Origin of the sequence: Burkholderia sp. L27(2015), from assembly GCF_009765705.1 — a bacterium.
Taxonomy (GTDB): Bacteria; Pseudomonadota; Gammaproteobacteria; order Burkholderiales; family Burkholderiaceae; genus LMUX01.
Map to the genome: position 1 here is coordinate 516,229 of NZ_LMUX01000009.1, position 13,451 is coordinate 529,679.

Sequence of the window (13,451 nt, forward strand, 5' to 3'; positions counted from 1 at the left end):
TTCTAGCCTGGCCGTGCGCTGTCAGGATTCATCGTCCATCAGGCGTGCGCAGAAAAAGTATAACGAGACGGGGTGAGTTAATAATTAATTGTCAGTTACTCTATTGTTAAGCTGAAGTTATGAGTTGAGCTGTCTCCTGACGGTCCGTGTTGCCGCGCAAACCGCCATTGAAATTTTTTTGGGCAAACCGGTTATGATTTACGTCATTCCATAATTGCAGACATGTTTCTGCTATAAGGGAATGATTCGGGTCGCAGGTGCATCGCGACACTGGGCTTGGCCGCGCCGGGCGAAGATGGCTTGCGCGATGACAAACACGATCTCGACTGCCGGCTGTGCGCCACGAGAGATCTTTCACATCGGTTGGGAATGGTATGAACCTGCTGGATCAAGTCATGGACTATGAGCTGATTATCCGCAACGCCCGCATTTTCGACGGCAGCGGCGCAGCCGAATTTCGCGGCTGTGTTGCCGTGCGCGAAGGCCGTATCGTCGCCATCGACGCCCGTATCGAAGGTGCGGCGCGGACCGAAATCGACGCGCAGGGCCTCGCGCTTTCACCGGGCTTTATCGACGTCCATACGCACGACGACACCAACGTGATCCGCGAGCCGGAGATGCTGCCCAAGATTTCCCAAGGCATTACCACGGTCGTGGTCGGCAACTGCGGCATCAGCGCGAGTCCTGTATCGCTCAAGGGCGATCCGCCTGACCCGCTGAATTTGCTGGGTCGCGCCAAGGATTTCACTTATCCGAGCTTCAGCGATTATCGTCGCGCGGTGGACGCCGCGATTCCCAGCGTGAACGTCGCGGCGCTGGTCGGCCACACAGCACTGCGCAACAATCACATGGACACACTGGATCGCACTGCGACCGCCGGCGAAATCGACGCGATGCGCGTGCAACTGCGCGAGGCGCTCGAGCATGGCGCGCTCGGCTTGAGCACCGGCCTCGCGTACGCTTCTGCCTATTCGTCGAGCACCGACGAAGTGAAAGCGTTGGCCGAAGTGCTCAACGACTTCGGCGGCGTGTACACCACGCACTTGCGCACCGAGTTCGACGGCATTCTCGACGCCATGGACGAAGCGTTTGAGATTGGCCGTTACGCCCGCGCGCCGGTGATTGTTTCGCATTTGAAATGTGCTGGGGCGGGCAACTGGGGCCGCAGCGGCGAAGTGATCGAGAAGATCGAACAGGCCGCCCAGGAGCATCCGACCGGCTGCGATTGCTATCCCTATTCGGCTAGCTCCACGACCCTGGACCTGAAGCAGGTCACCAGCGACTTCGACATCCTCATCACGTGGAGCGAGCCTGAACCGGGTATGGGCGGCAAGAAACTCGCCGACATCGCTGCGCAATGGAATGTCTCGCTGTTGGATGCGGCCAAGCGCTTGCAGCCGGCCGGCGCGGTTTACTACGGGATGGATGAAGGCGACGTGCGGCGGATACTCTCGAATCGGTTGACGATGATAGGTTCGGACGGCTTGCCCAACGATCCCTTGCCGCATCCGCGGCTTTGGGGAGCGTTCCCGCGCGTGCTCGGTCATTACAGTCGCGATGTCGGGCTATTTCCACTCGCCGAGGCGGTACGTAAGATGACGGGTCTGTCGGCCGCGCGTTTCGGGCTGACCGGGCGCGGCGAGATTCAGGTCGGTCACTGGGCCGATCTGGTGCTGTTCGATCCTGCGACTATCCGTGACACCGCCGACTTCGGCAACCCGATTCAGGCCGCCGACGGTATCGAAAGCGTCTGGGTGAACGGGGTATTGTCTTATCAGAACAAGCAATTGACGGGACGCCGCGCTGGCCGCTTCCTCGCTCGCTCGGGCGATTTGCGCAATCATTTTCGTTAGGCGTGCGGTGGGCCGGTTCTGGGGCAGGCTCTAGCACGGTTGGACGCTGTCGATGTACGGGGCCGGCTGACCGTGCATCGACAGTGCCAGGATTCAATCCCGAATCGCCACGATGGCTTCGATTTCCACCGTGATGTTATTCGGCAGCGAGCCGACGCCGACCGCCGAGCGCGAATGGCGTCCAGCATCGCCAAGCACTTGGACCAGCAGGTCGGAGCACCCATTGATGACGCGCGGGTGCTCGGTAAAGTCGGGCGTTGCGTTGACCATGCCGAGCAGCTTCACCACGCGCGTCACGCGCGCCAGATCGCCGAGCGTGTCGTGCAGCACCGACAGCAGATTCAGCCCAACCAATTGAGCATGCGCGTAGGCCACTTCGGTAGTGACGGTGTCGCCGACCTTGCCGGTCATCAATTCGCCGCTGACCGTTACCGGACCTTGGCCCGACAAGAAGAGCAAATTGCCTTCGCGGGTGCAATGGTTGAAGTTGCCGATCGGCGCAGGGACGGCGGGTAGAGTCAGACCGAGCGCGCGTAGGCGATCGTAGCAGGTGGTTTCTGAAGTGGTGTGCATGAACGATGGGATGAATGTGGGGTGTTTCAGGCCGGTCAGGGTTCTCCGGCCGCGTTTCTCATGCGGCGCTGCTGAGGCAGCGCTTTTACGGTCGTGCTTCTAGGTTCGCTTCCAAGATTGCGCTTTTAAGTTTGCGCTTCTAATCCGCATTCCTCCGCGAACATTTTCAAGCCGCGCTGGCGGTCAGGTTGGGATGGCCGCGCCAGCCCAGGCGTTGCTCGATGCGTGCCGCGGCGGCTTGTGCGGCCTGACCATAATGCTCGGCGTGCTGAGCCGCCTTGGCTTCGGGCGTGACGATGGAAATCGTGAAGGCGCAGTCACCGTTCGAATCGGTAATCGGCGAGGCCAGGCAGGCAACCGACGCATCCGATTCGCCGAACTGGATCGAGAGCCGCCGCTCAAACGCTTCGCGCGCGTTGTGCGCCAGCACCTCGGCACGGGTTTCAGCCCGCCCGGTCGGCGACGGTTTCGCGAAACGCGTAAAGAACTCGGCGCGTTCGTCATCGGGCAGGTGCCCTACCAACAGGCGCCCCGACGCGGTCCAGTTCAGCGGCACGCGCGAGCCCACCCGCGACGTGACCCGAAAATGCCCGGGCCCCTCGCACATGAGCAGCACCACCATCATGCCCTCGTCGCGCCCGCATACCTGAACGGTTTCGCCCACCTCCGCTGCAAGCCGGTGCATTTCTTCGTTGGCGACCGTCAGGTAATCGAGCGAACTCGCATACGACAAGCCGTAGCCGTAAAGACGGGGCCCCAGCCAGACAGCGCCGTCGGCGGTACGCGTGAGCAAATGCTTATCGACCATATCGTTGATGATCGTGTAGACGGTCGAAAGCGGCGCGCCTACCGTGTGCGCCACTTCATAGGCCGTCATCGGTTTGCCGGCCTCCTGGAGACCGTCGAGTATTTGCAGGATGCGATCTAGTGCGCCGGTGCGAGCCATAGGGCCTCTCCCTCGTTATTTTGTCCAATTGACCTGTACGGAGTATATGCTAGACTCTTCTTCAACTGCAACATTTATTCCGTAATTGAGTATTATCTATATCGAGGGTAATCGATGAACATTCGATCCAAATTCGGACTGCGTCCCGTCATCAACGCATCCGGGACCATGACGGGTCTCGGGGCATCGATTGCAAGACCCGAGGTCATCGACGCCGTGGCTGCCATTCTGCCGCAATTCGTCGAGATCGACGATTTGCAGCGCCGCGCGTCCAACGTGATCGCCACCGCGTGCGGCAGCGAAGCGGGCTACATCACAGCGTCCGCATCGGCCGGGATCACCTTGACGATTGCAGCCACCATGACAGGTGACGATCTCGGTCTGATCGAACGACTGCCAGCTACCGATCACATGAAAAATGAAGTGGTGGTGCAGACGGGCCATTTGGTGAACTATGGCGCTCCGCTCGACCAGGCGATTCGCCTGTGCGGCGCGCGCGCGATCGCGGTGGGCGCCGCCACCGAAGCGCACGGCTACCAGCTCGCAAGCGCCATCAATGAGCGCACCACTGCGGCGCTCTTCGTGGTGTCGCATCACACGCAGCAGTACGGCATGATCCCGCTCGAAGAATTCATCGCAGTCGCACATGCTAAAGGCGTGCCGGTGATTGTGGATGCCGCCTCGGAATACGACCTGAAGCGCTTTATCGCTGCCGGGGCAGACGTGGTGCTTTATTCCGCTCACAAATTTCTCGGTGGTCCGACCGCGGGGATCGTCGCCGGCAGCAAGACGCTGGTGCGCGCTGCGTATTTTCAGAACGGCGGGATCGGTCGCGGCATGAAGGTGGGCAAGGAGGGGATCGCCGGTGCGATCGCTGCGCTACAAAGCTGGGCCGCGCGTGACCACGGCGCCGTACGCGCGCTCGAACACGGTTATCTGACGCTGTGGCGCGAGCGTCTGAATAACTTTCCTGGCATTCGTGCGCAGCTCGACGCGGACCCGACGCAGAATCCGCTCGATCGCCTGAAGGTCAGCGTCGACGCAGTCGGCGCACGCATCACCGCGTGGGATCTGGTTGATGCGCTGGCACGTACGCGGGACGGATACGCCCCGGTCATCGCTAGAGATCACGAGGCAGAGCAACATTTCTTTTTTCTCGATCCCTGCAACTTGCATGCGGGCGAAGAGCAGCAAGTTCTCGAACGGCTCGTTGTCGAGCTCGAGGCTGCACAGCGTGCTCCCGAACCGATCGTCACACCGTTTGCGCAGCGCGACGCCCGTCGCATTGCGGGCCGTCGGCACTGGCCGGACTGATTCAACTGCAGTATCCGATGAGACCGCGTGCCAGTCGCGGTTTCATCGGCGTAATCCCACAGCACTCGACATCTGAAAATCCGTAACCCGGATGCGCGAGGTTGTTATTGCCGTTTAATGTAATAAGTACTACTACTTATATAAAAAATTTTACGACCAATCGGCTATTGCCATCTTCGGGGGAGTCCAGTCATGCGCATTACCTTAGTATCAGCCGCCGTGACCGCCACGCTGTTCGGCGCCACAGCATCCGTCGCACAGGCTCAGAGCAGCGTCACGCTGTACGGCATCATCGATGCGGGTGTCACCTATACAAACAATCAGAAGGGGCAGACGAATTTCCAGGCGACTCAGGGCAACGTTCAGGGCTCGCGTTGGGGACTCACAGGCACCGAGGATCTCGGCGGCGGCACTACGGCGAGCTTCAGATTGGAAAATGGCTTCAGTGCCGAATCGGGCGCCTTTGGCCAAGGTGGCCGTGAATTCGGGCGCGGTGCGTGGGTAGCGCTGTCCAATACGAGCGCTGGCACTGTTACGCTGGGCCGCCAATACAACAGCGCGCAAGACTATCTGTCGAACCTGCAAATCAACGGCGTCGGCGCGCTGAGTCAATATGCCAATGCGGTCTACGACAACGATGACCTCAACAACACTTACCGCACGCAAAACGCCGTCAAGTACACTACGCCGACCATCGCCGGGCTGACCGCGAATGCGATGTATGCGTTCTCGGGGGCCGCCGGCGATTTCTCCAACGATCGCGCTTGGAGCGTCGGAGCGGATTATGTCAACGGTCCTGTGCGACTCGACGCCGCCTATTCGTTGGTGGATCATCCGGCCACCAGTACCACGGGTGCTGCGCCCTCGGATAACTATTACAGCTTGTCGTCGTCCATCATCACCAATGTGGCGCGCAACGCGGTGTTCGGCGCCGGCGGTGCATACGCCTTGGGCGACGTGACGGTAGCGCTGCTCTACACGAACTCAGCGTTCGATATCCTCACGGGCGGAACGTTGAAGTTTGCCAACTACGAAGCGAGCGTGCGTTATCAGTTCAACCCGGCAACCTTGCTCACGGTGGGTTATATCTATACCAACCAACGCTCCTCCAGCGCCTTGGGCACCAACGCCCACTACAATCAGGTGAGCATCGGAGGCGAATACTTTTTGTCCAAGACGACCGATCTCTATTTGAACGGGGTGTATCAGCGCGCGGCGAGTTCTGCCGCGTGGATCGAAGGCATTTCAAGTGCGTCCAGCAACGGTGGTCAGCTTGCCGCAGTCGCGGGCATCCGCCACAAGTTCTAAGGAGATAAGCATGGCCCCTGTTCAAGGAAGCCTGTTGTTGATGTACGCCGCGATCGCGGTGGTCGCACTGGTAGTCCTGATCGCGCGCTTCAGGATGAATCCGTTCATCACGCTGATGATCGTGTCTATCGTGTTGGCGCTAGTGGTCGGCATGCCGATGGCCACCATCTTGAAGTCGTTCGAAACCGGCGTCGGCGGCACGCTTGGCCATATCGCGATTGTCGTGGGGCTCGGTACGATGCTTGGCAAGATGATGGCCGAGTCGGGCGGCGCGGAGCGCATCGCCCGAACCCTGATCGACTTCTTCGGTCCGAAGAACGTGCACTGGGCGATGATGTGCATCGCGTTCCTGGTGGGCTTGCCGGTGTTCTTCGAAGTCGGCTTCGTGCTGTTGATCCCGATCGCGTTCAACGTGGCCAAGCGTACCAATACGTCGATGATCAAGGTCGGCATTCCGATGGTTGCCGGTTTGTCGGTGGTGCATGGATTGATTCCGCCGCATCCGGCGGCATTGTTGGCAGTGAGCGCCTACAACGCCGACATCGGACATACGCTCTTTTACGCGTTGCTGGTCGGCATTCCGACCGCGGCACTGGCCGGCCCGTTATTTTCGAAGCTGGCGGAGAAGTTCGTCGTGCTGGAAGGTGAAAACCCGATGGCGCGCCAGTTTGTGGAACGAGACGCGCAAGAGACGGGACGCGCGCTGCCGAGCTTCGGCGTCACACTGGCTACGGTGTTGTTGCCGGTTCTGCTGATGTTGATCGGAGGCTGGGCCGACCTGATCTCGCCGCCCAAGAGCACCCTGAACGAGCTGTTGCGCTTGATCGGCAATCCCGACATGGCTTTGTTGCTCGCCGTGCTGATGAGCTTCTATACGTTCGGTTCGACGCGCGGCTTTGGACGGGACGCGATTCTGAAGTTCACCAACGAATGTCTGGGGCCGACCGCCAGCATTACGCTGGTGGTTGGCGCAGGCGCGGGTTTCGGCCGCATTCTGATCGACAGCGGCGTGTCGAAGGCGATCGTCGATGTGGCCACCGGCGCCCATGTGCCGTTGCTGATCCTCGCCTGGCTGGTGGCGGCGCTGATCCGCGTCGCCACCGGTTCGGCGACAGTCGCCATGTCGACGGCCGCAGGCATCGTGGCGCCGATCGCAGTGGCCGCTGCCACGACCGCGTCGGGCGTGCGTCCCGAACTGCTGGTTCTGGCCACGGGCGCGGGTTCGCTGATCCTGTCGCATGTGAACGACGGTGGTTTCTGGCTGGTGAAGGAGTATTTCAACATGACCGTGCCGCAGACCTTCAAGACGTGGACGGTGTGCGAGACGATTATTTCGATAACAGCGCTGATCCTTACGCTTGGGTTGTCTACTGTGGTTTGATTTGTTGAACGTGGAGAGGGATGAGTGGTGCCGCGGGTGGCGCCACTCATTCGGTAAATCTTCATCGTTCCCTTCATCGCTTCTTCCGCCGCTCCTTCCGCCGCTCCTTCCGCCGCTCCGCCCCTAAACTTAGCGCTCCGACTATTCCAACGGTGAGGGTCGCTTAAACACGTCGATATTTTTGATACGGTTGACTTGCAGTGATATATCACAATAATATCAGCGCATGATCGGCTTCCCCGATTTGTCCTGTCCCGTTGGCTGACTATGCCGACACGCGGAGCATCGATGAGCAAACGTATCACCCTCGCAAGCAGCAACCGCGTGGCCCTGCAGCCCGCACCCGCCTCGAAAGCGGCCGGCGGAGCGGTGCTGCGTGAACATGCTTATGCGGAACTCAAGCGCCGTATTCTCGGTTGCGAATTCCGCCCGGGCGAAGCCATCAACGAAGCGCAGATTGGCGCGTTGCTCGGACTGGGGCGCACTCCCGTGCATCAGGCGCTGCACCGCCTGGAGGTCGAAGGACTCGTGTCCATCATGCCGCGTAAAGGCGTGCTGGTGACGCCGTTGTCCCTTAACGACGTGCTCGACATGATCGAAGTGCGCGCGGCCAACGAACTGCTATGTGTAACGCTCGCGGCACAACGTGCCCATCCGAGCGACTTCAAGGCAATGCGCGAAATCATCGCGCCGTCGCCCGATCTGATCGAACAGCGCGACTTGTCGGGGCTGATGACGCTCGATCTCAAGTTCCATCTAGCGATCTCCGCGTCCTCGCGCAATCGGGTGCTGGCCGACATGCTGCGCAACCTGCACGAAAAGCAATCTCGATTCTGGTTCTACTCGCTCTCCGATCCGGTCCACATGAAGAATGTCTACGACGAACACCGTCAGATGCTCGATGCGCTGGAGAGCCGTGATATTGCCGCCGTTCGCGAGGCGACCCAGTATCACATCGACCAATTCCGCAGCAACATCATCCGGACGATATAAGACGCCCGTGAGCGTCGGTCGTCCCAACTAGCAAGGAGATATATGCCTACATTGAACTTTAATCTGATCGGTCATGGCGCGGTTTCGTTTGAAATCACGCAATTGGTGATCGCCGGCTGGACCGGTCGCGACATGGCGTCGGTAGAGCACCATATCGCGGAACTTGAGGCAATCGGCGTCAAGCGGCCGAAAACCGTACCGTGTTTTTATCGGGTTTCCGCCTCGCTCTTGTCCACGGACGCTGCAATGCAGGTGGCCGGCCAGGATTCGTCCGGGGAAGCGGAATTTGTATTGTTTTCCACGCCCCATGGTCTGCTGGTCGGGATCGGTTCGGATCATACCGACCGCAAAGTCGAGAGCTACGGTGTGACGGTTTCCAAACAAATGTGCGGCAAACCCATCGGGCGCGATCTCTGGCATTTCTCGGAAGTGAGCGATCACTGGGATTCGCTGACGATGCGCTGCTGGCGCGAGCGCGGCGGCAAGCGCGTCCTCTATCAGGAAGGGCCCGTGACCAAAATGATGCAACCGGCCGCGTTGATTTCGCGGTATGCGTCGGCGGTCGAGCTGCCAGTGGGAACGGCGATGTTCTGTGGCACCCAGCCCATCATCGGTGAAATGGGATTTGGCGACGTGTTCGAACTGGAGCTATCGGACCCGACGCTCGGCCGCAAGCTGGCCCACCGTTATTCGGTAGACGCTCTGCGTATCGTGGATTGATCATGAAACCGATAAGAGAACTCGCGGCCGACCTGGCCGCCGGACGCACCACCAGTGTCGAATTGGTAGAGCAAGCGTTGGGCCGTATCGATGACTATCGTCAGGCGGGCGGAGTGGCGTATGTCAGCGTCGATCGCGACGTGGCGCTCGCGGCGGCGCGGGCCAGCGATGCGGCGCGGCTGGCGGGCAATGTCCCGTCGCTGCTAAGCGGCTTGCCTGTTTCGATTAAAGATTTGTTTGACGTCCAGGGCCAAACCACGACTGCCGGGTCGAAAGCATTCGAGCGCGTGGCCACGCGCGATGCACCGCCTGTGGCGCGCCTGCGTGCCGCGGGTGCGGTGTTGCTCGGCCGGACCAATATGAGCGAGTTCGCGTTCTCGGGTTTGGGCCTTAACCCGCATTACGGCACGCCAACTTGTCCCGCCGATTCCGCCAGAGTGGCGGGCGGCTCGACCTCCGGCGGGGCGGTGACGGTAGCACTCGATATGGCGGTCGCCGCGTTGGGTACCGACACCGGGGGCTCGGTCCGGATCCCGTCGGCGTTCTGCGGCTTGACCGGCTTCAAACCGACCGCGCGCCGAGTATCGCTGATGGGGGCGGTGCCGCTTTCCGGCTCGCTCGACTCGGTGGGGCCACTGGCTCGCACGGTGGATTGCTGCGCCATTCTCGATGGCATTCTGACTGGCGAAACGTTGGACACGGAAGCATTGCCTTTGGCGGGCTTGCGCTTCGGCGTGACCGCCGACTTGGTGGGCGGCGATCTCGATGAGGAGGTCGAGCACGCCTTTGAGCAGGCGCTGCAAAAGCTGCAGAGTGCCGGCGCGCGGATCGAGCGATTTGCGTTCCCAGAGCTGCTTGAACTGGCGGACATCAATCGCGGCGGTGGTTTGGTCGCAGCCGAAGCGTGGCACTGGCATCGCGGTTTGCTCGAAAAGAAATCGGCTGCATACGATCAGCGTGTAGCTGCGCGGATTCGCCGCGGCAGTTTGCAAAGCGCTGCCGATTACATCGATTTGCTCGACGCCCGGCGGGGCATGATTGCGATGGCGCAGCATCGGCTGCGCGCTTTCGACGCCTGGTTGATGCCGACCGTCGCCACCGTGCCGCCGCTGCTCGCCGCGCTGGAAGCGGACGACGCCACCTTTTTTTCGACCAACGCGCGGGTGTTGCGCAATCCCAGCGTGATCAATTTTTTGGATGGTTGTGCGGTCTCGATCCCGCTTCGGCCCGCCGGCACCGGTCAGTTGCCGGTCGCTCTTGCCGCCTGCGGTCTAGCCGGGCAGGACTCACAGATCCTCAGGGTCGGGCGTGCATTGGAGTCGGCATTGCGACCGGCATGAAATATCCCGCGATTTTTCCAAAAAGCGCTTTCTTGATAAGAGAGGACAAACGATGACGTATGCGACTGTTGTCAAAACAGACCCCGGTGCTGCAGGGCAAGCCCTGGAAGCTACCTACAAGAAGATTGCTTACCGGCTGGTGCCGTTCCTGGTGTTCCTCTTCGTCCTTGCGTGGGTCGATCGAGTGAACGTCGGTTTTGCCAAACTGCAGATGTTGACCGATTTGCATTTCAGCGAGGCGGTCTATGGACTCGGGGCAGGCGTTTTCTTCATCGGCTATTTCCTGTTTGAAGTGCCCAGCAATTTGCTGCTCGAAAAGATCGGTGCGCGCAAGACTCTCGCGCGTATTACGATTCTTTGGGGCTTGGCGTCGATGGCTATGGTGTTCGTCACGACGCCGCTTTCCTTTTACGTGATTCGCTTTTTGCTGGGCGTATTCGAAGCCGGCTTTTTCCCTGGGGTCGTGCTGTATCTGACGTATTGGTTCCCGGCTGCGCGCCGGGCGCGTATCAACGGCCTGTTCATGACGTCGTTTGCGATTGCGGGCGTGGTCGGCGGCCCTATTGCCGGCTACATCATGAGTGCAATGGGCGGTGTCGCCGGTTTCGCTAACTGGCAATGGTTGTTCTTGCTCGAGGGGGTTCCGTCGATACTCGCGGGTTTTGCCGTCCTGCTTTATTTGCCTGAGAAGCCGATCAATGCAAAATGGCTCAGTGAGGCCGAAAAGCGGGCAGTCACTCAGGCGTTGGTCGCCGAAAATCAGGATGCAACCAAGCATTCGTCGTTCGGTGCGGCGCTCGCCAATTCGCGGGTTTGGCTCTGTGCGGTGATCTATTTCTGTGTCGTCAGCGGCAACGCCACGATTGCGTTTTGGTTGCCTTCGATCATCAAAGAGCTGGGTGTCGTCGGAAATCTCCAGATCGGGCTGCTGTCTGCGATTCCATTTATCGCAGGTACGATCGCGATGATCCTCAATGGTATCCATTCGGACAAGACCGGCGAGCGGCGGATGCATTGCGCTCTGGCAACGCTGCTGGCGAGCGTCGGCTTGGCTTTGGCGGCGCTGTCGCTGGGGCATGCGGTGCTTGCCATCATGGCGATGACGTTGGCGGCGATCGGCATCCTCGCATCGTTCCCCGTGTTCTGGTCGATACCTGCCGCGTTCCTGAGCGGGACCGCTGCGGCCGGCGGCATCGCATTGATCAACTCGATCGGCAATTTGGCAGGTTTTGCGGCGCCCTACATTATTGGCTCCTTGAAAACCTCCACTGGCAGCCTGACGTCCGGCTTGTACTTCGTTGCTGCGCTCGAGTTGTGTTCCACGATCCTGGTCGTCCTGTTTATCAAGAAGGTGCGTTGAGAAAGACGCTGAGGTGAGTTATGTGGGGGTGCAGGAGAACGAGGCTTCGGGCACAATTCGAAACTTCTTTCCCCACCCTTGCCGACCTGAAGCCTCCCGTGAACTTGAACGATCTGTATTGTGGCGGCCGCGCTCGCGGCACTCGCCTGTGTGGTAGTACCGCATTGTTGCTGGCAGGCCTGCTGGCGGTTGGCGCAACCCAGGCGGCGGCGCCCGCCACCGGGCAGTGGGTGCAGTCATGGACCGCGGCGCCGCAAAGCGTCTCCGATCATCCGAACGCACCGAGTTTCGATCGGTCCCCTCCGATCAATCATCAGACGGTACGCCAGATTATTTATTCCCGGCTGGCGGGCGACCGGGTTCGCATTCAAATAAGCAATCGCTTTGGCCATGCGCCATTGGCCATTGCGCAAACTCACATCGCCTTATCTCGCTCGACTGCCGCGCTTGAACCGAACACTGATCGAGCGGTGACCTTCGGTGGCAGCCCAAGCGTAGTGATCCCGCCGGGTGCCGATATCGTGAGCGACCCGGTGAGCCTGGCTGTGCCGGCGGGCGGCGCGTTGGCCGTCAGTTTTTTCATCGACAGTGCGGAAAAGCCGTCGACCTGGCACAAGCTGTCCAGCCAGGTGAATTACCTCTCGACTACAGGCAACTATGTGTCCGATCCGGGCGCGACGCCGTTTCGCGGTCATTTCACGTCTTATTTGTGGCTAGCCGGGCTGCTCGTGGATGCGCCCGGAAATACTCGCCCCTACGCTGTGGTGGCGATTGGCGATTCGATCACTGATGGGATGCGCTCGACGCTCAATGCCAACCGGCGCTGGCCCGATGTTTTGGCACGGACGCTGGCGGGGTCCGGGATCGCGGTGGTGAATCAGGGCATCAGCGGAAACCGCCTGTTGAGTGATTCGCCGTGCTATGGCGAACGTTTGGTTGGCCGCTTCGACGCCGATGCGCTCTCGCGGCAGGGCGTTCGCGCCGTGGTGGTGCTGGTCGGGATCAATGACATCAATTTTGCCGCAACGCCGCCGCGCGAGGGGCTGGATTGTGACTTTCCACACACCCAAGTGAGCGAGACGGATTTGATCAATGGTTACCGTACCTTGATTGCCGCAGCTCACGCACGCAGCATCCGGATTATCGGTGCCACCTTGACGCCGGCCTCCCTGCCGCCGGCGCGCGAAGCGATCCGGGTGGCGGTCAATCGATGGATACGCACGAGTGGCGCGTTTGATGCTGTGGTCGATTTTGACGCGGCGTTGCGTAATCCCGCGCATCCTGACGTGCTGCTGCCCGTCTATGACAGCAACGACCACATCCACCCCAGCGACGCGGGCTACGCCGAAATGGCCCGACAAGTGACATTGCACCAGCTCGATGGACACTAGCCGCGCGTTTTCCTCCAACTGGCGTGGAAATTGTTACGTGTCCCGCGCGAAAGACTTGCGTTTATCCAGGGATTTGCTTATAGTTCGGCTCCCGCTTAAAACTTGTTGCGAAAGCAGCGAGTCAGGCGGGTGGAAACAAGAAGTCGACAAGAAGTTGCGCGGTAAATAAGCGGCAAAAACTTGTTGACGAGTTGATGGAAGCGATAGATAATCTCGCTTCTCTGCTGCAGATGCAGCGGCGCGGTAAAGGAAGGCGAGCAGCAATGTTCGGG

11 protein-coding genes are annotated in these 13,451 nt (G+C 60.2%); 9 read left to right on the forward strand and 2 right to left on the reverse strand.

Annotation, left to right across the window (positions count from 1 at the left end):
* Window positions 1–374 precede the first annotated feature (374 nt).
* Window positions 375–1,853 carry an amidohydrolase family protein gene (locus GSQ77_RS07090; protein ID WP_254067490.1) on the forward strand — a complete coding sequence of 493 codons (1,479 nt, stop codon included), beginning with the start codon at window positions 375–377 and terminating at the stop codon, window positions 1,851–1,853.
* A gap of 93 nt (window positions 1,854–1,946) precedes the next feature.
* On the opposite strand, the gene GSQ77_RS07095 is transcribed toward GSQ77_RS07090, so the two are convergent.
* Together GSQ77_RS07095 and GSQ77_RS07100 are read right to left on the reverse strand one after the other, a co-directional pair.
* Window positions 1,947–2,426, reverse strand: a complete 480-nt coding sequence (locus GSQ77_RS07095; protein ID WP_158900428.1) for a RidA family protein — start codon at window positions 2,424–2,426, stop codon at window positions 1,947–1,949.
* A 166-nt stretch (window positions 2,427–2,592) separates the two neighbouring features.
* Complete coding sequence (locus tag GSQ77_RS07100) at window positions 2,593–3,372, reverse strand: IclR family transcriptional regulator (protein WP_158900430.1); 780 nt, start codon at window positions 3,370–3,372, stop codon at window positions 2,593–2,595.
* Window positions 3,373–3,486: 114 nt separating this feature from the next.
* Here GSQ77_RS07100 and GSQ77_RS07105 point away from each other — a divergent pair, with 114 nt between their 5' ends.
* From GSQ77_RS07105 to GSQ77_RS07140, 8 genes are all read left to right on the forward strand, one after another.
* Window positions 3,487–4,686, forward strand: coding sequence for an aminotransferase class V-fold PLP-dependent enzyme (locus GSQ77_RS07105; protein ID WP_158900432.1), 1,200 nt, complete (start codon window positions 3,487–3,489; stop codon window positions 4,684–4,686).
* A 192-nt stretch (window positions 4,687–4,878) separates the two neighbouring features.
* Window positions 4,879–5,994: a porin gene (locus tag GSQ77_RS07110; RefSeq protein WP_158900434.1), complete on the forward strand. Its 1,116-nt coding sequence runs from the start codon at window positions 4,879–4,881 to the stop codon at window positions 5,992–5,994.
* Window positions 5,995–6,004: 10 nt separating this feature from the next.
* Window positions 6,005–7,375 (forward strand): gluconate:H+ symporter, encoded by a 1,371-nt coding sequence (locus tag GSQ77_RS07115; protein WP_158900436.1) that lies wholly within the window; start codon window positions 6,005–6,007, stop codon window positions 7,373–7,375.
* Between the two features lie 288 nt (window positions 7,376–7,663).
* On the forward strand, window positions 7,664–8,368 hold the full coding sequence (locus GSQ77_RS07120) for a GntR family transcriptional regulator (protein WP_158900438.1): 705 nt from the start codon (window positions 7,664–7,666) through the stop codon (window positions 8,366–8,368).
* Between the two features lie 42 nt (window positions 8,369–8,410).
* Window positions 8,411–9,088 (forward strand): DUF2848 domain-containing protein, encoded by a 678-nt coding sequence (locus tag GSQ77_RS07125; protein WP_158900440.1) that lies wholly within the window; start codon window positions 8,411–8,413, stop codon window positions 9,086–9,088.
* 2 nt (window positions 9,089–9,090) lie between these two features.
* Entirely contained in the window at window positions 9,091–10,428 is a 1,338-nt protein-coding gene (locus tag GSQ77_RS07130; protein ID WP_158900442.1) for an amidase, read from the forward strand.
* Between the two features lie 52 nt (window positions 10,429–10,480).
* Window positions 10,481–11,788 (forward strand): MFS transporter, encoded by a 1,308-nt coding sequence (locus GSQ77_RS07135; protein ID WP_158900444.1) that lies wholly within the window; start codon window positions 10,481–10,483, stop codon window positions 11,786–11,788.
* A 98-nt stretch (window positions 11,789–11,886) separates the two neighbouring features.
* Window positions 11,887–13,179 carry an SGNH/GDSL hydrolase family protein gene (locus tag GSQ77_RS07140; protein ID WP_254067491.1) on the forward strand — a complete coding sequence of 431 codons (1,293 nt, stop codon included), beginning with the start codon at window positions 11,887–11,889 and terminating at the stop codon, window positions 13,177–13,179.
* Window positions 13,180–13,451: the final 272 nt, after the last annotated feature.

Excerpts from the sequence above, each read along its gene's own strand:
- GSQ77_RS07090 (WP_254067490.1), top strand. The coding sequence starts at position 375 with ATGAACCTGCTGGATCAAGTCATGGACTATGAGCTGATTATCCGCAAC.
- GSQ77_RS07095 (WP_158900428.1), bottom strand. The coding sequence starts at position 2,426 with ATGCACACCACTTCAGAAACCACCTGCTACGATCGCCTACGCGCGCTC.
- GSQ77_RS07100 (WP_158900430.1), bottom strand. The coding sequence starts at position 3,372 with ATGGCTCGCACCGGCGCACTAGATCGCATCCTGCAAATACTCGACGGT.
- GSQ77_RS07105 (WP_158900432.1), top strand. The coding sequence starts at position 3,487 with ATGAACATTCGATCCAAATTCGGACTGCGTCCCGTCATCAACGCATCC.
- GSQ77_RS07110 (WP_158900434.1), top strand. The coding sequence starts at position 4,879 with ATGCGCATTACCTTAGTATCAGCCGCCGTGACCGCCACGCTGTTCGGC.
- GSQ77_RS07115 (WP_158900436.1), top strand. The coding sequence starts at position 6,005 with ATGGCCCCTGTTCAAGGAAGCCTGTTGTTGATGTACGCCGCGATCGCG.
- GSQ77_RS07120 (WP_158900438.1), top strand. The coding sequence starts at position 7,664 with ATGAGCAAACGTATCACCCTCGCAAGCAGCAACCGCGTGGCCCTGCAG.
- GSQ77_RS07125 (WP_158900440.1), top strand. The coding sequence starts at position 8,411 with ATGCCTACATTGAACTTTAATCTGATCGGTCATGGCGCGGTTTCGTTT.
- GSQ77_RS07130 (WP_158900442.1), top strand. The coding sequence starts at position 9,091 with ATGAAACCGATAAGAGAACTCGCGGCCGACCTGGCCGCCGGACGCACC.
- GSQ77_RS07135 (WP_158900444.1), top strand. The coding sequence starts at position 10,481 with ATGACGTATGCGACTGTTGTCAAAACAGACCCCGGTGCTGCAGGGCAA.